21 protein-coding genes are annotated in these 22,871 nt (G+C 49.5%); 7 read left to right on the top strand and 14 right to left on the bottom strand.

Features of this window, described 5'->3' with window-relative positions; genetic code table 11:
- The first annotated feature begins 16 nt into the window (after positions 1-16).
- A complete protein-coding gene (locus EQP46_RS04020) occupies positions 17-496 on the top strand; it encodes a methylated-DNA--[protein]-cysteine S-methyltransferase (protein WP_129492412.1) in 480 nt (159 codons plus the stop codon).
- Between the two features lie 210 nt (positions 497-706).
- Here EQP46_RS04020 and tyrR read toward each other — a convergent pair whose 3' ends face one another.
- From tyrR to pspA, 6 genes are all read right to left on the bottom strand, one after another.
- Positions 707-2,245, bottom strand: a complete 1,539-nt coding sequence (tyrR, locus tag EQP46_RS04025; RefSeq protein ID WP_129492413.1) for a transcriptional regulator TyrR — start codon at positions 2,243-2,245, stop codon at positions 707-709.
- A gap of 420 nt (positions 2,246-2,665) precedes the next feature.
- Positions 2,666-3,691 (bottom strand): YcjF family protein, encoded by a 1,026-nt coding sequence (locus EQP46_RS04035; protein WP_129492414.1) that lies wholly within the window; start codon positions 3,689-3,691, stop codon positions 2,666-2,668.
- Positions 3,692-3,699: 8 nt separating this feature from the next.
- Positions 3,700-5,094, bottom strand: a complete 1,395-nt coding sequence (locus tag EQP46_RS04040) for a YcjX family GTP-binding protein (protein ID WP_129492415.1) — start codon at positions 5,092-5,094, stop codon at positions 3,700-3,702.
- Positions 5,095-5,270: 176 nt separating this feature from the next.
- The gene (gene pspC / locus EQP46_RS04045; protein ID WP_129492416.1) at positions 5,271-5,657 is read right to left on the bottom strand and encodes an envelope stress response membrane protein PspC; all 387 of its coding nucleotides are present in this window, start codon (positions 5,655-5,657) and stop codon (positions 5,271-5,273) included.
- Complete coding sequence (gene pspB / locus EQP46_RS04050; RefSeq protein ID WP_129492417.1) at positions 5,657-5,884, bottom strand: envelope stress response membrane protein PspB; 228 nt, start codon at positions 5,882-5,884, stop codon at positions 5,657-5,659. The genes pspC and pspB overlap by 1 nt, the downstream gene beginning before the upstream one ends.
- Positions 5,885-5,912: 28 nt before the next feature.
- Entirely contained in the window at positions 5,913-6,578 is a 666-nt protein-coding gene (pspA, locus tag EQP46_RS04055) for a phage shock protein PspA (protein ID WP_129492418.1), read from the bottom strand.
- Positions 6,579-6,764: 186 nt separating this feature from the next.
- On the opposite strand from pspA, the gene pspF reads away from it, so the two are divergent.
- From pspF to EQP46_RS04085, 6 genes are all read left to right on the top strand, one after another.
- Positions 6,765-7,769, top strand: coding sequence for a phage shock protein operon transcriptional activator (gene pspF, locus EQP46_RS04060; protein WP_129492419.1), 1,005 nt, complete (start codon positions 6,765-6,767; stop codon positions 7,767-7,769).
- 111 nt (positions 7,770-7,880) lie between these two features.
- On the top strand, positions 7,881-9,500 hold the full coding sequence (gene sapA / locus EQP46_RS04065) for an ABC transporter substrate-binding protein SapA (RefSeq protein WP_129492420.1): 1,620 nt from the start codon (positions 7,881-7,883) through the stop codon (positions 9,498-9,500).
- Positions 9,501-9,503: 3 nt separating this feature from the next.
- Positions 9,504-10,466, top strand: coding sequence for an ABC transporter permease (locus EQP46_RS04070; protein ID WP_129492421.1), 963 nt, complete (start codon positions 9,504-9,506; stop codon positions 10,464-10,466).
- Entirely contained in the window at positions 10,453-11,340 is an 888-nt protein-coding gene (gene sapC, locus EQP46_RS04075; protein ID WP_129492422.1) for a putrescine export ABC transporter permease SapC, read from the top strand. The genes EQP46_RS04070 and sapC overlap by 14 nt, the downstream gene beginning before the upstream one ends.
- Positions 11,340-12,350, top strand: a complete 1,011-nt coding sequence (locus EQP46_RS04080) for a peptide ABC transporter ATP-binding protein (RefSeq protein ID WP_129492423.1) — start codon at positions 11,340-11,342, stop codon at positions 12,348-12,350. The genes sapC and EQP46_RS04080 overlap by 1 nt, the downstream gene beginning before the upstream one ends.
- On the top strand, positions 12,334-13,140 hold the full coding sequence (locus tag EQP46_RS04085) for a peptide ABC transporter ATP-binding protein (protein ID WP_017012179.1): 807 nt from the start codon (positions 12,334-12,336) through the stop codon (positions 13,138-13,140). The genes EQP46_RS04080 and EQP46_RS04085 overlap by 17 nt, the downstream gene beginning before the upstream one ends.
- A 115-nt stretch (positions 13,141-13,255) precedes the next feature.
- Here the strand turns inward: EQP46_RS04085 and EQP46_RS04090 are convergent, their stop codons facing one another.
- The 8 genes from EQP46_RS04090 to aroA all read right to left on the bottom strand — a co-directional run bounded on the left by EQP46_RS04090 (position 13,256) and on the right by aroA (position 22,860).
- A complete protein-coding gene (locus EQP46_RS04090) occupies positions 13,256-16,027 on the bottom strand; it encodes a M16 family metallopeptidase (RefSeq protein ID WP_129492424.1) in 2,772 nt (923 codons plus the stop codon).
- A 234-nt stretch (positions 16,028-16,261) separates the two neighbouring features.
- Positions 16,262-16,957, bottom strand: coding sequence for an orotidine-5'-phosphate decarboxylase (gene pyrF, locus EQP46_RS04095; protein WP_129492425.1), 696 nt, complete (start codon positions 16,955-16,957; stop codon positions 16,262-16,264).
- A gap of 6 nt (positions 16,958-16,963) precedes the next feature.
- A complete protein-coding gene (gene lapB / locus EQP46_RS04100) occupies positions 16,964-18,133 on the bottom strand; it encodes a lipopolysaccharide assembly protein LapB (protein ID WP_129492426.1) in 1,170 nt (389 codons plus the stop codon).
- 6 nt (positions 18,134-18,139) lie between these two features.
- Entirely contained in the window at positions 18,140-18,424 is a 285-nt protein-coding gene (locus EQP46_RS04105) for a LapA family protein (RefSeq protein WP_017009647.1), read from the bottom strand.
- Between the two features lie 169 nt (positions 18,425-18,593).
- Positions 18,594-18,875 (bottom strand): integration host factor subunit beta, encoded by a 282-nt coding sequence (ihfB, locus tag EQP46_RS04110; RefSeq protein ID WP_017009646.1) that lies wholly within the window; start codon positions 18,873-18,875, stop codon positions 18,594-18,596.
- Positions 18,876-18,949: 74 nt separating this feature from the next.
- Positions 18,950-20,620: a 30S ribosomal protein S1 gene (gene rpsA / locus EQP46_RS04115; protein WP_129492427.1), complete on the bottom strand. Its 1,671-nt coding sequence runs from the start codon at positions 20,618-20,620 to the stop codon at positions 18,950-18,952.
- Positions 20,621-20,722: 102 nt separating this feature from the next.
- Positions 20,723-21,409: a (d)CMP kinase gene (cmk, locus tag EQP46_RS04120; protein WP_026024552.1), complete on the bottom strand. Its 687-nt coding sequence runs from the start codon at positions 21,407-21,409 to the stop codon at positions 20,723-20,725.
- 167 nt (positions 21,410-21,576) lie between these two features.
- A complete protein-coding gene (gene aroA, locus EQP46_RS04125; RefSeq protein ID WP_129492428.1) occupies positions 21,577-22,860 on the bottom strand; it encodes a 3-phosphoshikimate 1-carboxyvinyltransferase in 1,284 nt (427 codons plus the stop codon).
- Positions 22,861-22,871: the final 11 nt, after the last annotated feature.

Raw genomic sequence — 22,871 nt, forward strand, 5'->3', positions numbered from 1 at the left:
TAAATGCAGCATGCCTATGTTCTATGATAGTTTTGAAACAGATTTGGGAAAAGTACACCTTCTGGCCGATGATACTGGCCTTCGACAATTGACGTTATGCCTAAGGCATCCTTTTGAGCATAGCCGTGATTGGCATCACTCTCCGGCGCAACTTTCGGGGTACCGCACCCAGCTTATCGAGTTTATTTCCGGTGAGCGAACGTCCTTTGATTTACCCCTTGCCCCCGAAGGCACGGAATTCCAACACAAGGTATGGCAGCAACTTCGCAGTATTCCTTACGGCGAAACACGCACCTACGGCCAAATCGCTCATGAGATTGGCAACCCGAAAGCCAGTCGCGCTGTCGGCATGGCAAACAACGTTAACCCTATCCCCTTCATCATTCCTTGCCACCGTGTGATTGGCAGCAAAGGTGAACTCACCGGTTACCGTTACGGCCTCGAGATCAAACAAAAACTGCTCGATATTGAAGGATGCCCTCTTGTAACGGAGTAGTCTGTTCTCGCTTTATTTATACCCAAGCAACCTGACGTGCAGACTGCTTAGGTATAAACCGATCAACAAGGTATATACCGATCAAAAAAGGTGGCAGAAGTTCTGCCACCTTTTTTTCGTTTTTCATTTTCGCTTGGCAGTCGCCCTGAACAGGCTTGACGTGTGCACGCCCCGTTCAAGGATACACCCCAATCAACGGTGCCTAACCCGCTACTTTTTGCCGATGCCGTATTCGCGCAGTTTGTTGGCAACCGCGGTATGTGACACGCTCAAACGCTTGGCAAGCTTGCGCGTTGACGGGTAGCTACGGTACAAGTTGGTCAAAATGCCTGACTCGTAACGCTTCATGATGTCATCCAACGATCCGTCCATTGACTCTTCGGTTAAGAAGGCGCTTTGTTCGGTTTCTGGCAGTTGAATGTCTTCTTTGGTTAAGGTGCCATCTTCAATTTGCGTGACCGCACGGAAAAGCACGTTACGCAATTGGCGAACGTTACCGGGCCACGAGTATTGCGACAGAAAATCGGGCACACCGGATTGCAGTGCGGGGCGCTCTTGACCTAACTCCGCAGAGAACTGATTCAAGAACAATTCCGCCAGCGGTTGCACATCAGAAGGACGCTCACGCAGCGGTGGCACAGTTAGCGACAACACGTTCAAACGATAATACAAATCTTCTCTGAACTGCCCTGCGGTGACCAACTCGGACAAGTTCTTCTGCGTTGAACAAATAACGCGAACATCCACTTTGACTTCATGTTCTTCGCCCACGCGACGGAACGTGCCGTCTTGCATGAAGCGCAGCAATTTGATTTGCAGGTGCGGGCTCATCTCACCCACTTCGTACAAGAACACAGTGCCGCCATCGGCTTGTTCAAACTGGCCTTTCTTGCCTTCGCGTTCGGGGCCAGGCGCACAGCCAAACAATTCAGTTTCTGCCGCATCGTCTGGCATGGACACACAGTTCACCAACAAGAACGGATGTTCTGCGCGGTGTGAACGTTGATGACACGCTTTCGCGAGCAGTTCTTTCCCTGTGCCGGTTTCGCCTTGGATCAGCAACGGCGCATCCAGTAAGGCAAATTTCTTCGCTTGATTGACCAAGGCGCGGAATTTGCTGGATTGCCCCACAAGATGCTCAAAACCATGCTCGCCCGGCGTGCGGTACAAGGTGGTTGGTAAGTGGTTCATCGACACTTGTTTTAGCTGCACCACGGCGCTGGCTAATACATCGTTATCTTCGCTGTCAGTAACATAGACAGGCATCACTTCCATTAGGTAATCAATGCCCGTTAACACCACTTGTCGGCACACTTGGCTGGCTTTTTCTCGCTCTAACCAATGCGCGAAGTTGAAGTCAGGGAACAGCACATTGGCCGATTCGCCAATGAGGTTTTCATGGTGCGACCCCATCAGCCTGAAGGCAGATTTGTTGGCCATGTCCACTTTCCCCGTTAGGTTGAGGGAAAAGACAGGATCGCTCAGTGTTTCTAGCAATGCGCGCAGTTCACGATGCTCACGCTCTGCGGGTAGGAATTGGATTTTTCGAACGTCGGTGACGCCACTAATCAGGCGGATTTCAGACATAAGTTGCCTGAACTCATCGAACTCTACCTCGGGGCAGTTAAGGTAAATAATGCCGACTTGATCGATTTCAATACCACGGAGGTCGATATTACGTCTTGCGAGAATGTCGAGAAGTTCGCGGGTTAATCCAAGTCGATCTTCACAATAGACCTGTAATCTCACGTTGATGTCCTACTTGAAAGTCGAAACACACTGTATGTGTTACTTCTGCGTTCCGACATGTTGATCAGGAAGAAGCTCGCACTTTCTGGCACGTACATTTATTACGCAAATTGGCGCATGTAAAAAGTGTCAGGAAATGTTGACAGTTTCAGAAGTTTGCGCCCGAACACTGTATGAGTCAAGCGATGTGCTAGAAAACGTGAGAAAGAAATTTCCCCAAGGGTAAGGAATGCCTTTTTCGCTGCAAACGTTGGCGAAAAAGCGTGCTTTGGCGCGCACGAAACGAGAAGCGAGAAGCGAGAAGCGAGAAGCGAGAAGCGAGAAGCGAGAAGCGAGAAAAGAATACAAAGGGAAAGCGGGAAAGCAAATAGGGCCGAAGCCCTATTTGTTAATGCTAGCTGTTTACGTTAGCTGTTTACGTTAGCCGTTTGATGAACTGCCTTTCGGTGTCAGCTTGCCAAGCAGTTGGCGACGCATGTCCGACAGCTTAGGGGCTGGCGCACTCAAGTAAGGCAGCGGGCGCATCAGCGCCATGGCCTTGTAACCCAAACGTGCGGTGAGCAAGCCGACACCCAACCCCTGTGCGACACGCCCAGACAATCGACCCGCAAGATCGACGGAAAGCAGATCTGCACCGACATCCGTTAATGCTTCGCTCGCCCCCGCAAAGGCCATGTTTGCCAGCACTAAGCGCAGCAAACGAATGCGAGACCAATAGCCAAGTTCAACGCCGTAAATGGTTGCGACTTGTTCCAGCAAACGGAAATTACGCCACGCCACCAGCAACATGTCTGCCAACGCAAGCGGGCTCATCGCCACCATCACTGCGGCCTCGCTGGCGTATTTGGTCACCATTTTTTTCGCGGCGACATCTTGCTCTGTCACGACCATGCTGTCGTAAAGCTCAAAGACTTCTTTGTCGTTATGGGTCGCAGCAAGCGCGTTCTGCCAGCGATCAAACCCTGCGGTCAGTTCACCATGGCCTTGATGCGCAAGCTTTTCACAAACGGCTTTCGCTTTACCAATGCCATCAGCATCAATAATGGCTTGTACCGTCTCGCGTTCATCTTGACGCCCTTTCAAACGACGAAGCGCGAGAAACTCTTTGCCAAGTGCCGACACACCCAGCACGGCAAGACCAGCAACAAAGCCGCTCCACCCGACGGCAAGCCAGTCAGCGGTTTGTACGGCGGTGACCACGTTATCAACGGTTTGCCAGCCCACCAGCGCTAAACCTGCTGCTGCAAGCGCACGCAAACCCCAGCGTTTCTTGCGCGGTGCCAGCGTGGCTTCTAATGCTTGTTCGGCGTCGTTTTCTTCATCCACGGTGGTGATGGCAAACGTCGTTGCGTCATGATCGAATTGCTGCTGCGCCGTTAATTCAGGCGAAGCATCGGTGTCATCTTTTGGCTCATCAAACACAATCGCTTTTTTATATTCAGTCATGTCTTACCTTATCTGAGCTTGTCGCCCAGCAAATATTGCAGCGCTTTATCCACGCGAATGTGGGGCAATGGCTCATCCACATCTGACGGCATCGGGCGGAATTGGCGGAACTCAAAATGGTTGTTTTGCCAAAACGCATCCCCCGGGAGTCGTGCTGGCACGTCGCCTGGGTACATCAGCATCGGTTCACCGTTTTCTAACGTGCCTCGCAGCGCTGAAATCGTTTCGCCTTTGTGATCAACCATGCCAGGCTCGGTGGCTTGAATAGACGCGAGGCTCACGCACTCCATATCAATGCCTTCAAACGCTGCCGACTGCCACGCTTCGTGAATCAATTGCTGCAGCAACGACACCAAATTCGGGTGCTGCTCAGGCGTGACATGGTCAGCCTTGGTCGCGGCAAACAAAATCTTATCAATGCGTGGTGAGAACAAGCGGCGAAGCAAACCACTTTTGCCGTAACGGAAGCTCTGCATCAACTGTTCAAGCGCCAAGCGCATATCGTTGAATGACTCTGGCCCCGCATTCAATGGTTGCAAGGTATCCACCAGCACGATTTGGCGATCCACTTTCGAAAAGTGGTCTTTGTAAAAGCCTTTCACGATGTGCTGGCAGTAGTAGTCGTAACGCTGCTTCAAGATGGCATAGTTGCTGTTTGGCGAAGCTGATGCCAGTTGGCTTTCACTGTATTGCCCGTTCGCTAAGGGGAAGAACTGCAACACAGGCGCACCGGCATATTCACCCGGCAACACAAACCGACCCGGCTGTACCCAATGCAAACCCGCTTCGTCTTTGCAGGCATGCAGGTACGAGGTATAACCTTCTGACAACGCAGCAATGCGCTGCTCATCGGCTTCTGCTAAAGGGTCAAATGCATCCAGCGCTTGAAGCCATTCCTCAGCAAGTTCTTTGCGTTTTCCTTTCAAGATAGCGGCTTGCTTACGCGACCATTCGTCAAAGCTCATGCTCAACAACGGCAAATCCAACAACCACTCACCGGGGTAATCCACCACGTCGAGGTACAAGGTTGCGGTTTCTTGCAGCAGCTTCATTGCGCCTTTTTTCGGGCGATAACGGATCGCGAGGCGAATTTCACTCACGTCTCGCGTCGGCGAAGGCCACGTTGGCGGCTGTGAACGCAATGACTGAATGCCAATGTCGTAATCAAACGCAGGGATATGAAGCTGGCTTTGCTGCACGCGGCGCGCCCCCAACACCTGCCCGTCTCGAACAGGCTGAAAAAGCGGCATTCTTGGGTTCGTCGCGCTATGAAGAAGCTGATTGATGACCGACGTTATAAACGCCGTTTTACCCGCCCTTGAAAGGCCGGTAACTGCAAGACGAACATGGCGGTCTAAGCCACGGTTAACCCATTTGTTAACCTGATTTTTTACGGATTTCATTAAAAGCAATGACTCCTAATAAACACATACCCAAATCACTTCAGTGTGAAAGCATCTTCAATCAAAACAAGGCTCACGGAAGAGTTTACGCCGAAAGAAGAAACCAAACCGAGAATATGATGAGAAGAAATTTGGGTATGTCCCCCGCATAAGGCGGGGGAATGAGAGGAATGCGCTTATAGCTGTTTAAACTTACGGTTTAAGTCAAACTCTGACGACGTTACATACGCCTCCATTTTTGCTACATCTTGCTCCATCTCTTTCATTTCATTGTCGATATCAACCAACAAATCGCTCGCTGTTTTGCCTCGTTGCCAAGGCTTTTGTTTGACTTGGTGATCACGCGTATGTTGCGTTTGCTGCGCTTCTTCCGGTGGCATTTTTTCGAGTATCAGCATTGCTGCGAGATACGCCACTAACACAAAGAAGCCCATGCCGATTAGAAATGCTGTCACTGTGAGGATCCTCACCAACCATATTTCAACACCAAAGTAATCGGCGACGCCTGCACAAACACCGCCGAGCTTTCCGTTTACCGGGTCACGATACAGTGTTTTGCTCATTATTTGTGTCTCCAATTTGGCGCTTCTTCATCAAGAATGCGCTCTAGGGAATGGATACGGTCTTGCAGTGATTCTGCGCGATCTGCCAAGGCTTGTAACTGTGCGAATTCATCACCACTCAAACCCTGACCAACCTGACGCTTACTGCGATAATGGAGCCATAGCCACAGTGGTGCAACAAGTACTAGAAACACCACCAGTGGGATAGATAGAAACGCCATTGACATGCTTTCTCCTTACCTTAAGCAGGTATAATTATTCTTTGTCCTTTAGCTCTGCTTTCATGCGAGCCAGCTCTTTTTCAATGTCGTCTTGCGCTTGAAGGTCGGCGAACTCATCTTCCAAACGCTTGCCTTTACCAATGCTGAGGCTGTCGGCTTCCGCTTCTAACTCATCAATGCGGCGTTCGTACTGTTCGAATTTTGCCATTGCTTCATCCGTACGGCCAGTGTCCAATTGACGACGAACATCAAGACGATTGCCCGCCGCTTCACGACGCATGACCAAGGCTTTTTGACGTGCACGGGTTTCTGTCAATTTGGTTTCCAGTTCCGCGACTTCGTTACCGAGCTTTTCAATGGTTTCTTCAACCAAGTTGTACTCTTCTTTTAGCGTCAGCAAAATATCATGCACTTTTTGCTTTTCAATCAGTGCGGCACGCGCCAAATCTTCACGGGATTTTTGCAGGGCCAGCGTCGCTTTTTCTTGCCAGTCGTGCATTTGACGTTCGATGTTATCCACTTTACGTGCTAGCTCTTTTTTGTCAGCCAGCGCGCGTGCTGAAGAAGTACGAACTTCAACTAAAGTGTCTTCCATTTCCTGAATAATCAGGCGAACCATTTTTTGTGGATCTTCTGCTTTATCAAGCAGTGAATTTACGTTTGCATTTACGATATCTGCAAAGCGAGAAAAAATACCCATTGTATTGCTCCTTTTACAATCGCGCTGAGTGCGCTAACAGGTGACGAGGTAATCCTCATATGCCTTACCTATATCAAAGTGCGTGCCAACTTTTATAGACTATAAATTTCAATCACTTAACGCCTTATGTGCATTTTACGCCAATCCGCGTATGATGAAATAAACTAACAGTTGGTAAATTTAACCATGCAAAAGCCTGACAATCTGATTGGTGAATCCGACCACTTCCTTTCTGTGCTCGATCACGTCTCCCGCATTGCGCCTCTTAACCGCCCACTTTTGATTTTGGGTGAGCGAGGCACGGGTAAAGAGCTTATCGCGAAACGCCTACACTATTTGTCACGTCGTTGGGATGGTCCCTTGGTGAGCTTAAACTGTGCGGCACTCAGCGACGGATTAATCGACTCAGAATTGTTTGGCCATGAGGCTGGCTCCTTCAGTGGCGCAAAAGGCCGTCACAAAGGCCGATTTGAGCGTGCGGAAGGCGGCACCTTGTTTTTGGATGAGCTCGCCACCTCTCCCCTTGGCGTGCAAGAGAAGTTACTCCGCGTGATTGAATACGGCGAGTATGAACGCGTCGGCGGTAGCGACATTCTCAATGCGGATGTCAGGCTGATCTGCGCCACCAATGAAGATTTGCCGCGCTTGGCCGAAGAAGGAAAGTTTCGCGCTGACTTGCTTGACCGGTTGGCCTTTGACGTGATTCATCTGCCGCCACTGCGCGAGCGACATGGGGATATTGCACTGCTGGCGGAGTATTACGCACTGAAAATGTGTCGTGAACTGGGGTACGGCTACTTTGCAGGTTTTACCAAAGAAGCAGAAAAAGCCTTAAACACCTACCACTGGCCGGGTAACGTGCGTGAACTTAAAAACGTGGTAGAACGTGCGATTTATCGCCATAACGATGAAGACTCTCCCGTTGATGCCATTCACTTAGACCCTTTCACGGCGCCTTGGGAATCCGTGACATCGTTAGAAAAAGAGGTGTCTGAGCCTGCATTTACACTGCCCATGGATTTACGCCAGTGGCAACAGGCGCAAGAAAAAGAAATTGTTGAATTTGCGATGATACAAGCCAAGTACAACCAAAGACGTGCCGCAGAGCAACTCGGGTTAAGCTACCATCAAGTAAGGGGATTATTGCGAAAGTACAATCTCGTTGGCGATGAAAAAGAGGATTCTGAATAGAATCGCCGCCATATGTCCTGATTTTTAACAGATATTCATACGGCTACTTGGTGACACACGCGCTAAAGTGGTAAATTGTCTCACTTAACTTTATTACGTATTCATTGGCTTATGAGAGCACTAAGCCGCTTGCTGGTTGCAAGCGTAACCATTCTCCTTTTGGCAGGATGCGAAGATCCGTTCTCAGACAATTCAGTTCGCAACCGCGGCTTTATTTACTGTGGTCCGGGTCAACCCAACACATTCAACCCACAGTTGACCGATGGTGGGCTGACAGCGGATGCCCTTTCAAGTCAGATATTTGACCGTCTGCTGCAGCTTGATCCGAAAACGTATCAACCTGTGCCCATGCTTGCGCAAAGTTGGTCGGTCAGCCCTGATGGCAAAGAATACACCTTCTCACTGCGCCGCAGCGCGAAATTCCAAGTCACAGATTGGTTCATTCCCCATCGCGGCGTGAATGCAGAAGACGTGGTATTCAGCTTCAATCGTTTGATTGACCCCGATCATCCGTTCCACGAAGTGTCAGGCGGTGAATACCCTTGGTTCGATAGCATGGACTTTTCTGGTCTTGTCGAGCGTGTTGAAGCCCTTGATGATTACACCGTTAAGTTCACCCTTTCTCGCCCTGATGTGTCGTTCCTTTCCACGCTCGCCACCACCTATGCCGTTGTGCATTCTGCGGAATACGCTGAAAAGCTCCGCCGCGAAGATACGCTTTCTCGCATCGATACACACCCTGTCGGCTCTGGGGCTTTCTACCTTGATGAATACAAGCCGCATCAAATTATTCGTTTGAAGCGCCACTGGGGATACTGGAACGGCGCAGCGCCCATGGAACAAGTGGTGTATGACGTCAGTATTCGCGGGACAGGGACATTGGCAAAGTTGGTGACGCGCGAATGTGATGTGTTGTCATCTCCCATCGCAAGCCAACTGTCTGTTATCGAAAAAGACCCCGACTTTATTCTGTCTTCTCAAACCGGCATGAACGTGGCGTTCTTGTCGCTCAATACGCGCCACCCTGCGCTGTCCGAACTTGAAGTGAGACAAGCCATTAGTTTGGCCATCAACCGTGAAGCCCTGATCCAATCTGTGTATTACGGTACAGGCACGCCTGCAACGGGGATGTTGCCGCCTATGTCTTGGGCGTATAACGAGAAGACACAAACCTATTTCGACCCGCAACTCGCCATTGGTTTGATGGCCAAAGCGGGCTATCGTCACGGCTTTAGTGTGAACCTGCTCGTGCCACTTACGCCTAAACCTTATAACCCAAGTCCGCGTAAAACGGCGGAGCTGATTCAATCGAATTTGAAGGCCATCGGCATCACGGTGAAGCTAATTGCTCAAGAAGACGTCAACCGTAAGCAATTAAGGGAAGATTTAGACAGTTTAGATATGGTGCTGACGGGCTGGATTGCCGATAATGGCGACCCTGATAATTTTCTGCGTCCACTACTTACATGCAACGCTAAATTTACCGGATGGAATTTATCAAACTGGTGTAACCGCTATTTTGACCGTTTCCTCGATGCTGCCATCGCCACTGATGTGCGCGCCGACCGTCGCGATCTTTATCTGCAAGCGCAAGGGATTTTGCGCGAACGTATGCCAATTATCCCTCTTGCCCACGGTGTTCATTATCAAGCGAGAAACGCCACACTGCAGGGTATTACGCTTAGTCCCTTCGGAGATAAATCTTTTGCAAACGTGTCTAGGAGCCGCTGATCTATGTTGATCTATGCTTTGCGTCGGCTCAATCTATTCATCATCACGTTGCTGATCCTCACCTTGATTGGCTACAACATTGTACGACTCGACCCCTCTTCCATTTTTAACCAGCAAGAATTCTGGGTCGGTTGGATGCACTATTTGAAACAACTTCTGCAAGGTGATTTAGGTGTTGCAGCAAATGGCACGCCGATCACGGAGTCACTTGCGCGGGTATTCCCTGCGACCTTGGAGCTGTGCTTTTTTGCGTTCTTGTTAGCGCTCATCATTGGCATTCCCTTAGGCACACTCGCCGGTATTCGCCGTGGCTCTCCCGCTGATATCACCATTTCGTCGATCACCTTATTGACCTTCTCCATTCCGATTTTCTGGATGGCGATTTTGATGATCATGGTGTTTTCACTCTACTTGGGTTGGTTGCCTGTCTCTGGGCGCTACAACCTGCTCTTCGAAATCCCACAAGTCACGGGGTTTGCCTTGGTGGATGTGTTGATGTCAAACCACCCGCAGCGCTCACAAGCGCTCGAAGACATTATTCGCCACCTGATTATGCCCACTCTGGTACTCGCGGTTGCACCCACCACCGAAATCATCACTTTGCTGCGTGATTCCGTGTCAGACGTGATGGGACAAAACTACATCAAGGCGGCAGCAACCAAAGGCTTGTCGAAATCCGAAATCGTGATGCGCCATGTGCTCAAAAATGCCCTGCCGCCCATCATCCCTAAATTCGGTATTCAGATTTCTACTATGATGACATTTGCCATTATTACGGAATCCATCTTTAACTGGCCGGGCATTGGCACTTGGCTGCTTGATGCATTAAGTTTCCAAGATTACGTCGCGGTTCAAGCAGGCGTATTAACCGTAGGTAGCATCGTATTGCTTGCCAATATTTTCTCCGATTTAGCCGGTGCTGCCATCAGCCCACTGGCAAGGAAGGAATGGTATGCCCTCAAATAGTGTTTACCTAGAGCAACGCATTCCCAACCAGCTTGAACGCTGTTGGTTTGCCTTTCGTGAAAACACCCTCGCGGTCTTTGGCTTGTGGTGTTTATGTTTGCTTATCCTCATCACGATTTTCGCACCGTGGATTACCCCATATGGCCCTCAATTCCAAACGGGTCAGCTATTGCTGCCACCGTCTTGGGACAATCTGGGGTCGGTTGATTACTTCCTCGGCACGGATGACCTAACCCGAGACATGTTGTCGCGCTTGATTGCAGGCTCACGACTCACCTTTGGCTACGCCATTTCCGTGGCTTTGGCGGCAGGTATCATCGGCGTTTTCATCGGTATTTTGGCGGGGATGACATCGGGCTTGAAGTCGAGTTTCCTTAACCACTTACTCGATACCGTGCTCTCAATTCCTTCTCTGTTGCTCGCCATTATCATGGTTGCCTTTTATGGCCCTGGCGAAATGAGCATTCTACTGGCCGTTTGGCTGGCGCTTATTCCACGCTTTATCCGCTCGGTATATACCGCTGTTCACGCGGAAATGGAAAAAGAATATATCTTGTCGTCCCGTCTTGATGGGGCGAACAGCTTCTACTTGCTGTATCACTCGGTGCTACCCAATATCTTCGTTACGCTCAGTACTGAGCTGACACGCGCAATTTCAGTGGCGATTTTGGACATTGCAGCACTGGGCTTTTTGGGGCTGGGCGCACAAGCTCCTTCACCAGAATGGGGCACCATGTTGGGCGATTCCATTGAGCTCGTCTTTACTGCACCATGGACAGTGACCTTGCCGGGCTTGGCGATCATGATGAGTGTCTTGGTTGTTAACCTCGTCGGCGATGGCCTGACACAAGCGATTAACTCGGGGACTGAATAATGCCGTTGTTAGATATTCGACACCTGACCATTGAAATCGACACACCTCAAGGGCCAGTTAAAGCCGTTGATCGTATGAGTTTGACGATCAACGAAGGGGAAATCCGTGGCCTTGTGGGTGAGTCCGGTTCGGGAAAAAGCTTGGTGGCGAAGGCCATTTGTGGTGTGACCAAAGACAACTGGCGCATCAGTGCTGACCGTTTGCGTCTCGGCAACATCGATTTGCTCTCTCTGCCAGCTCGCGACCGCCGACATGTTGTTGGTAAAGACATCGCGATGATTTTCCAAGAGCCATCAACCTGTCTCGACCCTTCAGAAGCGGTTGGCTATCAGCTTGAAGAAGCCATTCCACCCAGCTCGTTCAGTGGCAGTTGGTGGCAGCGCTTAAACTGGCGTAAGCAGCAATCCATCGCCTTACTCCATAAAGTGGGGATTAAAGACCACAAGCGCATCATGAACAGCTATCCGTACGAGTTAACCGACGGAGAGTGTCAGAAGGTTATGATTGCCATGGCGATTGCGAACCGCCCTCGCCTATTGATTGCTGATGAACCCACTAACGACTTGGACCCCATCACGCAGGCCCAGATTTTCCGTTTGTTGAGCCGAACCAATCAGCTTTCAAATACCACGATTTTGCTGATCAGCCATGACCTGACCACAGTGACTCAATGGGCTGACCGCATTACGGTAATGTATTGCGGGCAATCGGTGGAATCCGCAAGCCGCAAACAGATTCTGCAATCACCACACCACCCGTATACCGATGCCTTGCTTCGCGCGATGCCTGATTTCAGCAAAGAAATCCCTCACAAGAGCAAACTGGAAGCACTACCCGGTGCAATTCCACCCCTTCAACACTTACCGATTGGGTGCCGTTTAGGCCCACGTTGCCCCTATGCGCAACGTAAGTGTGTTGAAGTACCACGCACGCGAAAAGTGAAAAACCACAAGTTTGCCTGCCATTTCCCTCTCAATATGGAAGTCAAAAAGCATGACCGCACTGCTTGAAGTTGATGGCTTGTGTAAGAACTATCAATACCGTACTGGCCTGTTCACCAAACGCGTGATTGAGGCGGTGAAACCCGTGTCTTTCTCATTAGATGCAGGGCAGACATTGGCGATCATTGGGGAAAATGGATCAGGAAAGTCGACACTGGCGAAAATGCTGGCAGGCGTTGTTGATCCCTCTGGCGGTGAAATTCGCGTGAATGGCGAGATCATGCAACCCAACGACTATAAGACACGTTGTAAGTTGATCCGCATGATTTTCCAAGATCCCAACACGTCACTCAACCCACGCAACCAGATCGGCCAGATCTTAGAAAGCCCGCTAAAGCGAAACACAAACATGACGCCGCAAGAGCGAGAGCGACGTGTGTCAGACACGCTCCGCCAAGTGGGTTTGCTGCCAGAGCACGCGTATTTCTATCCGCAGATGCTGGCGACAGGCCAGAAACAGCGTGTGTCACTTGCGCGTGCGATTATCCTTCAACCGTGTGTATTGGTTGCCGATGAAGCCTTGAACGGATTGGATATGTCTATGCGTTCGCAGATTCTGAACCTTCTTATCGAGCTTCAAGAATTGATGGGTCTGTCTTACGTGTATGTATCGCAACACATGGGCGTGGTAAAGCACATGGCGGATAAGGTCATGGTGATGCAAAACGGCGAAGTGGTCGAAGTAGGCGCGACGGAAGAGGTCTTTTCGGCCCCTAAACACGCACTGACACAACGCCTGATTGAAAGCCACTTCACGGCTCCTTCGCTGGATAGACGTTCACGTTACAACGCGGTGTAAGTCTCTAGTCTCTAGTCTCTAGTCTCTAGAGAAAATAAAACGTCCCGCAATATGCGGGGCGTTGTTCGTTTAAGTAGCCTAGTTAACAAACCACCATTTTCACGTGTTCGACGCCTTACTCTGGCAGCGCCACACCTTCAGGCATGTTGTAGGCCCTGACGACCTTACTCTGTTTGCCAAAGATGAGCTTCGCACGATCTGAGACCTCTTCAGGAGAAATACCTTCAATGGTCTTATCCACATCAAGCAATGCATCCACACCCCATCCATTGAACAAATAGCGGCTAAAGATATTCGCTTGATGATGTGCATTCTCATCGAGGCCTTGAAGTGCTTCTCTCAATTGTGTCGATGCCACGGTTGCTTCATCGTCGCTTACGCCCTGAGCCATGTCTTGAACAACGCCTTCAAACAGGTCGTTCGCTTGCTTGGCTTGACGCGGATTCACAGACGCAGCAAACGCCCACCCGGTGTACTTTTCATTATCAATCGATAACTCAAACGACCCTGGAGAGTAAGACAAAGCGGCTTGTTCGCGCACGCTGTTCAGTACTTTTCTGGTGGCAATACGCGTAAGAATGTCATCAATGAATACCATTTCTGCACTTTGATCGTTTTCCACCTCAGACAATACATAAAGTGCCGAGAGCCCCTTGCCCTTTTCTTCCTCAGAAATACCGAGTACATCAGACAAAGCTGGCGACCAAGTGTCAGGCTGAATATTCAGTTCAGGCACACTCGGTTCTGCAAACACAATGCCGCCTAAATTTCTCGCAACGGCGCGTTTTAAGCGGTTCGGAGACAGGTTACCGACGATGTATACCTTGGTGTTTCTCGCTTTGCTGAAATACACATCGTGCACGGCTGATATATCAGCAAGTGACGTGGCATCAATGTCTTCCACTGTCGATAAACGGTAAGCAGGATTGTCGTTTCTTAGCTTGTTAAAGACAGCATCGTCATACTTTCCGTTTATGGACGCATGGAAGTTTTTAAAGTCCTCGCTCACCTTCTGCTTGGACAGCGCCAGCCCCTCTTCTGTAAATGCAGGGCTTTGAATGAGGTGATGCGTCAGCGCTAACGCATCGTCCATGTAGTAGCGGTTAGTATCAATGTGCAGGGCGTGTCGAGTCGGTGTAATTTCAGGCCAAATCGCAGTGCTGCGCTCGTTGAGATAGCGGGAAATACCTTTAGCATCTTGCCCTGCTAAACCAGACAGGAACAGTGCATCGGGCATTAAGAAACTGGCTGAGACCAAGTGCTCGGGTAACAGCGCGCGACCGCCCTTATCACCCACAACAATGCGAACTTGTTCTTTGGCTTTCGGATTTTGTTGATACCAAACTTCAACCCCATTGCTTAGCGTCCACACCTTTAATGTCTCGGTCTTATTCTGCTCAGCAACCACTGTCCCTTTATGCGAGACTGCCGCCAACAAGGTATTGCCGCCACGAGAGCCTCGTTTTTTCCCTTGCTCCATAAGACGTGTATGCGCATCAACAAGCAGGTCTTCAACCTGCGCTTCTTGCTCATCGTCTAACCAAAAACCAAACACCACAGGTTCACTCGACAGCATGGTTTCAAGGTGATCACTCACACCATCACGGTTGAGTGTTCTGGACCAAGCAAGACGCAATGACAAGAGATCTTCGGTGCCAAGGGACGGCTCTCCACGCATTAAGTCCCACGTGAAGTTGCTGATACGATCTTTGGGCAACAAATTGTCGTCGTACTGTTGGTAGTATTTTCGTGCATCCTGATACCAGCGAATATTCCCCACGGCTTTTTCATCGACACCACGATCACGCATGCTGGCGAGCGTCTCCACAATCACGGTTTGCGCTTCCTCACGACGTTCAGCAGGGAACAATCCGCGGATGATGAGAAAATCGCGTTCGCCAGCGCTGGTAATACCCACTTCGACGCTGTTCGGCTTGCCAGTGATGCCTAGCAGTTCATCCGCTAAGCGCTCACGGATCAAATACGCCGTGCCTTCGTTGGTCCACTGATTAAAGAGCTGCCCTTTGTTTTCCGTCGCCGTCGGTCCTAAATCATAGGCAAAACTTGCTGAGGTGCCTTCCGCAGACAGTGCAGGCTGCAGAATGGTTTCTGGAAGCGGTGTTGGGATGACGTAGGTGTCGGGGGCGGGTGTATTTCCACGTTCCCATTTTCCAAGTTCGCGTTGAATGTGGGCTTTAATTTCGTCAACAGACACATCACCCACGACAACAATGTGCGCTAGCTGCGGTTGATACCAGGTTTCGTAAAATTGACGAAGAGAGACGTCCGTTGCGCTTTCTATGCTTGGAACCGTACCGATAGGATCACGGGCAGCAAGTTGGGATTGCGCGATCGCTTTCTCGTACATGTACATGTAAGCCGATTTGTTCTCTCTGCGGGAGTCGCGCCATTCACCAACAATGACCCCTTTTTCTTTCTCAACTTCGTTCGCGTCAAGGTTCAGCCCATTTGCGATATCACTGAACCAATTAAACGCTTTGTCGAGGTGCGCATTATTGGGTAGGTCGAGGACATACACCGTGTTCTTTTCGCTCGTGTAGGCGTTAACATCGGGGCCAAAGGTGGCGCCAATGCTCCGCATATAATCAAGAATGCCATTTTGTTCGAAGTGTTCAGAACCGTTGAACGCCATATGCTCGACAAAATGCGCATAGCCTAGCTGAGCATCTGTTTCTTGAAGGCTACCCGCTTCAAATACAAATCGGAGAGAGACAGGTGTGTGTTTGTCTGACGCGTAGATATGGTAAGTCAGACCATTTTCTAGTTCCCCTGTTACCCATTCAGGGTCTGCGTCGAGCTTGCTGTTCGACGTACTTTGACACCCCATCAGGAGAAACAGGGTAGCAAGCGTAACCAATAACCTCATCACTACCTCCTTGTAAAATAAGGATTAATAGTAATTCACATCCTGAATACAAACGAGCACCGACCATTAACACTCACTGAACATTCAATAAGTTGCGAGAGAAATCACTTCAAAAATGTAACTGGCGCTTCTTAGCAACCACACATTAGTGTTGCGTGCTCAAACGACGAACCCATAGCGTGTCGGAAACAAAAAAGCCGCTCATTGAGCGGCTTTAGGATAAACGCGAGAGGCTTACGCCAGCGAGGCGTTAATCTCTGTCAACACAGCCATAGGATCGGCTGCTTGCGTGATAGGACGACCAATCACAAGGTAATCTGAACCTGCTGCAACGGCTTCAACCGGTGTCATGATGCGACGCTGGTCGCCAGCATCACTGCCCGCAGGGCGAATACCCGGAGTAACGAGTTTGAAGTCACTGCCCAGAGACGTTTTAAGCATGTTCGATTCGTGAGCTGAACATACAACACCATCGAGGCCGCTGTTGCGGGTTAGGGTTGCCAAAGACATCACATGGTCTTGTGGTGCACGCGCAATGCCCACGCCTTCTAGGTCGCTTTGTTCCATGCTGGTCAGCACGGTAACGCCAATCAACAAAGGTTTGTCTTTGCCATAAGGTTCCAACGCTTCTCGCGCAGCGACCATCATGCGCTCTCCGCCCGTTGCGTGAACGTTAACCATCCACACACCGAGTTCAGCCGCTGCTGCAACAGCACGCGCGCAGGTGTTTGGAATATCATGAAACTTAAGGTCAAGAAACACAGTATGGCCACGCGCGTGTAACTGACGCACATAGTCAGGACCATATAGGGTAAACATCTCTTTACCCACTTTCAGATGACAACTACCCGGCTCGATACGATCAACAAAGGCTAACGCTTGATCAATGTTTGGGTAATCCAATGCAACTATTACTTTAGGGTCCTGCATTCTTGCTTATTCTCCGTCTAGCCCTCTGATAGGCTTAATTGAGCCCCACCCTTTGCACGAAGGGCAGTGCCAGTATAACGAGTGTGTTGAAAAGCCACATTTACGGCAACGGTAATGTGGTTTGATTTTTAGTTGTTCTTCTACAAGGTGTTTTAAGGTGTTCAAGCTCGCTTTCGCGCGTCCTTCTTCCGCTTGCTCGACATGAAGTTCCATCAATTTGTGGAAGCCTTTCATGGTGGGGTTTCGCGTGAGTTGTCGAGTCAGGAAGGTTTGTGCCATGGCGGCATTTTCGTGGGAGTTAATGATGTCAGACATCATCAATTCAGCAGATACACCGGTGTTCTTTTCGATGCAATGCTTGAGGAAGCGAACCAACGCCATTTCTTTGTCCATTTCTTGATAGCAGTCTTCAAGCATAGGAAGCGCTTCGCTAACAAAGTCAGGGTCTTGGTCGAGCACTGATTCCAAAGATTTCGTGGCGCTTTTGTAGTCGCCATTATCGATGTCTATTCGCGCCAACATCAAGGACGCTCGGACGCAGGCTTTATCTGTCGATAATGCTTTACGTAGCAATTGTCTTACTGCTTTTTCATCACTGTCGGCCATGGACTGCATGGCAAGTTCACAGTAAAAGTGCGAGATGTCGCGCTTGAGCTTGCTCTTACCACCTTTCACCAAACGACTTGCTATGTCGATGGCTTTTTCCCACTCTCGGGTTTGCTGAAAAATAGCGAGTAATTGTTGTAATGCAAACTCGCGATAATCGGGTTCATCAATGAGTTGATGGAAGATCTTTTCCGCGCGGTCAAAGAAGCCCGCGACCATGTAGTCTTTGGCGAGTTGCTGTAAAGCAAGGTTACGTTGATCGAGCGTGAGATTGGGTCGAGCGATGAGGTTTTGGTGGATGCGAATTGCGCGATCGACTTCCCCGCGAGAACGGAATAGGTTCCCGAGCGCTAAATGGGTATCAATCGTCTCGTTGTCGACTTGGAGCAGCTCAATGAAAAGGTCTACCGCCTTATCAGACTGATCAGATAAGAGAAGGTTTAAACCTGCTACATATTGACGCGATAGGTGATGAGACTGATCCTGACGACGATGACGAGCATTCCTATTACCCATATACCAACCATAACCGGCGGCAATTGGCAGCAATAGAAACAACAGCTCAAGCATTTACGATTATTCCTTTACTGGGTCCGTACGCAGCTTGTCCAGCTCTTGGCGTTGCTTGTTAACTTGTTTTCTCAATACCGCTGTAGACATACGAGCTCGAAGGTAAAGCATGCCGCAGATCAGCCAACCGAGTGCAAAGCCAGTGCCAAACACCACACCCAGAAGCAATGATAATCTGAACTCTCCTTGCGCGACCAAATAGTTGAAGTTGACCACTTCTTGGTTTTGCGCGCCTAAGGCGAGTGTGATTAGGAAACACAGAACGAGTATTACGATACCAATAATCTTCACAGTCACTCCCTCTTAAAATTCAGCCATCAGCGAATATCGAGAATAAGCCAATATCATCCGCCGCGCTATTTATGTGTGATTATGCAGTAATTTGGCTTGTCAGACCATTGTATTAGGCATAAAAAAAACGGCATACGTATAGCATGCCGTTTTTTTGTTCGAAAGCGAATCAACCAAGGTTGACGCGATCACGAAGCTCCTTGCCAGGTTTGAAGTGAGGAACGTATTTACCGTCCAACTCAACTTTGTCGCCAGTTTTTGGATTGCGTCCAACGCGAGGAGCGCGATAGTGCAATGAGAAACTGCCGAAACCACGGATCTCGATTCGGTCACCCTCTTCGAGCGTAGTGGCCATGTGCTCAAGGATTTCCTTGATGGCATCTTCTACCTGTTTGGCAGAAAGATGGGTTTGCTGACTGCACAGTCTTTCGATTAACTCAGACTTGGTCATGAATACCCCGCTTTTAGTAAGTTTCTCAACAGTATAAACATAGAGGGGGAATATTTCCCCCTCATTGCACTAAATTATTCGCTTTTCGCAGCTTTGAAAGCATCTGCCATTGCGTTACCGAACGCAGCATCGTCTGCTTTGTTCAGAGTAGCCATAGCTTCTTGCTCGTCTGCTTCGTCTTTCGCGCGTACAGAAAGGTTGATTACGCGGTTCTTACGGTCAACACCGGTGAACTTCGCTTCAACTTCGTCGCCAACAGCAAGAACAAGAGTCGCATCTTCAACGCGGTCACGTGATGCTTCAGAAGCACGTAGGTAACCTTCAACGCCTTCGATTAGCTCAACAGTTGCGCCTTTCGCGTCAACAGCAGTTACTTTACCCGTTACGATGGTGCCTTTTTTGTTGTCAGCAACATAGTTGTTGAACGGGTCTTCTTCCATTTGCTTGATACCTAGTGAGATACGCTCACGCTCAGCATCAACCTGAAGAACTACTGCAGAGATTTCGTCGCCTTTCTTGAAGTCACGAACCGCTTCTTCGCCTGCAACATTCCAAGAAATGTCAGACAGGTGAACAAGACCGTCGATGCCGCCGTCTAGACCGATGAAGATACCGAAGTCAGTGATAGACTTGATCTTACCAGTTACACGGTCGCCCTTGTTTTGCATTTCTGCAAATGAGTTCCAAGGGTTCGCTTTACATTGCTTCAGACCTAGGCTGATGCGACGACGCTCTTCGTCGATGTCCAGAACCATAACTTCAACTTCGTCACCCACGTTAACAACTTTAGATGGGTGAATGTTTTTGTTAGTCCAGTCCATTTCAGAAACGTGTACTAGACCTTCAACGCCTTCTTCGATTTCTACGAAGCAGCCGTAATCAGTTAGGTTAGTTACACGACCAGTTAGCTTGTGGCCTTCTGGGTAACGGTTAGCGATTGCTACCCATGGATCTTCGCCAAGTTGCTTAAGACCTAGTGATACGCGAGTACGGTCACGGTCGAACTTAAGAACTTTAACCAGAATCTCGTCACCAACGTTAACGATTTCTGATGGGTGCTTAACGCGTTTCCAAGCCATGTCAGTGATGTGAAGCAGGCCGTCAACACCGCCTAGATCTACGAATGCACCGTAGTCAGTCAGGTTCTTAACGATACCTTTAACTTCCATACCTTCTTGCAGAGAAGCAAGCAGTTCATCACGCTCAACGCTGTTTTCAGATTCGATAACAGCACGACGAGAAACAACAACGTTGTTGCGCTTCTGGTCTAGCTTGATAACTTTGAACTCCAGCTCTTTGCCTTCCAGGTGAGCAGTGTCACGAACTGGACGAACGTCAACCAGTGAACCAGGTAGGAACGCACGGATGCCGTTAAGCTCAACAGTGAAACCGCCTTTAACTTTACCGTTGATAACACCGATAACAGTTTCAGCTTCTTCGTAAGCTTTCTCCAGTTGGATCCAAGCTTCATGACGTTTCGCTTTTTCACGAGACAGTTGAGTTTCACCGAAACCGTCTTCGATCGCGTCTAGAGCTACGTCAACTTCAGCGCCAACTTCGATCTCTAGCTCGCCAGCAGCGTTTTTGAACTGCTCAGCAGGGATAGAAGATTCTGATTTCAGGCCAGCGTCAACTAGAACGTAACCGTTCTCGATAGCTACAACAGTACCTTTAACGATGGCACCTGGGCGGGTTTCTAGCTCTTTAAGAGACTCTTCAAAGAGTGAAGCAAAAGATTCAGTCATTAATTTGATCTTCAATTATTTAAACGTCCACGGGTATCCTACCGCGTGGGGTTGATATTAATGTCGGTCATCATCCTTGCGACCAACGGCTTTGCCGCTACTTCAAGAAGTAACGGTAAATTTACTTTCAATATAGGACAAAGCTTGCTCGAGCACCTGCTCAATGTTGAGAGAGGTTGAATCTAGCAATAGTGCATCGTCCGCGGGACGTAATGGCGCGACTGCGCGGTTGCGATCTCGGTCATCACGTTCCTGAATTTCGTTCAAAAGGCGGTCAAAGTTAACATCTAACCCCTTTAGTTGCAACTGGTTCATGCGGCGAGTGGCGCGCTCTTCAGCACTTGCATCAAGGAAGATTTTCACTTCTGCTTTAGGAAAAACCACTGTGCCCATATCGCGACCATCAGCAACCAAACCTGGCGCTTCTGCAAATGCGCGTTGACGGCGCAGCAATGCTTCACGAACACGTGGCAATGCCGCCACTTTTGACGCGGCCATGCCTGTTTCTTCTTTGCGCAATTCGCTAGAGACGTCTTCGCCTTCTAGGATCACTTTGACAAGCTCCCCTTCCGCTTTAAATTGCACATCAAGGTGCGCAGCCAGAGGCACTAACGCATCTTCAGATTCAGGATCGACACCGTGGTGAATAGCCGCCAGCGCAAGCACGCGATAAATCGCGCCAGAGTCCAGCAGATGCCAGCCCAGCTTCTCCGCCAATAGCATACAAAGAGTTCCTTTTCCGGCTCCACTTGGGCCATCAACGGTAATTACAGGCGCTTGGGTAGACATTCTTTTCTCCAAATCATTTACGTTCAGAATAGGTTAGCAGAGCATCAACAGATGCAGCACCAAGTACCTACTCCGAAGAATCGGGGGCGTATTATAAGGAAACTAGGACAAAAAAAACAGGCCAGCTGTAAACTGACCTGCTCTCAATTTTATTACACGCTGTTGCGTTATCTTTCCGCCAACCCTTCAAGCTTCTCGAAATAGTCAGGGAAGGTTTTCGAGGTGCATTTCGGGTCATTAATTGTCACGGGAGTGTCGCTTAATGCAACCAGAGAAAAACACATCGCCATGCGGTGATCATCATAGGTGTCAATGGCTGCGTGCTGAAGGTTATCCGTCGGCGTGATGGTGATGTAATCTTCACCCTCTTCGACTTCCGCACCCACTTTGCGTAGCTCCGTCGCCATTGCCGCAAGTCGATCCGTTTCTTTCACTCGCCAGTTGTAAACATTGCGAATCGCCGTAGTGCCCTTGGCGAACAGCGCTGTCGTCGCGATGGTCATGGCAGCATCTGGAATGTGGTTAAAATCTAAATCCACTGCATTCAGCGTTCCGCAACGAGCAATCACATAGTCATCGCCCCATTCGATATCTGCGCCCATCGCAGCAAGTGCATCTGCAAATTGAACATCACCTTGAATGCTCTTTTTACCAATGCCCGTCACTTTCACTTCGCCGCCTTTAATGGCTGCAGCAGCAAGGAAATATGACGCAGATGAGGCATCGCCTTCGACCAAAAAGTCACCAGGGGCTTGATAGGTTTGGTTGCCCTTCACCTTGAAGACTTGATAGTTGCCGTTTTCAACCGACACACCAAATTGCGCCATGATGTGCAGCGTAATGTCGATGTAAGGCTTGGAAACCAAATCGCCTTTAATATGAATCTCGGTGTCACCACTGAACAACGGTGCTGTCATCAAAAAGGCAGTCAAAAACTGACTTGAGATAGAGCCGTCAATCTCAACGCGTCCACCCGCGATCTCACGACCGACAATTTTCAGCGGTGGGTAGTTTTCATTTTCGAGATAAGTGACGTCTGCCCCCACGGTTTTAAGCGCTTCGACCAAGTGGCCGATAGGACGCTCTTTCATGCGCGGCTCGCCAGTTAAGACGTATTCGCCTTTACCCAGACACAGCGCTGCAGCAAGGGGACGCATTGCGGTTCCCGCATTGCCAAGGAACAGCTCCATAGATTCAGACGTAGTAAATGCACCGCCTAAGCCGACAACTTCACATTCTGTTTTGTCATCTGACAAACGGTAGGTAACACCCAATTTAGCCAGTGCTGTCAGCATGTGGCGAATGTCGTCGCTATCGAGAAGATTGGTTAGGCGGGTGGTTCCGTTGGCAAGTGCTGCCAATAGCAGTGCACGGTTAGACACACTTTTTGAACCAGGAAGATTAACGGTGCCGTTAATCTTAGAAATAGGTTGTAACGTCAATTGCTCCATCTGAACTTCTG

Source organism: Enterovibrio baiacu (genome assembly GCF_004120195.1).
Classification (GTDB): domain Bacteria; phylum Pseudomonadota; class Gammaproteobacteria; order Enterobacterales; family Vibrionaceae; genus Enterovibrio; species Enterovibrio baiacui.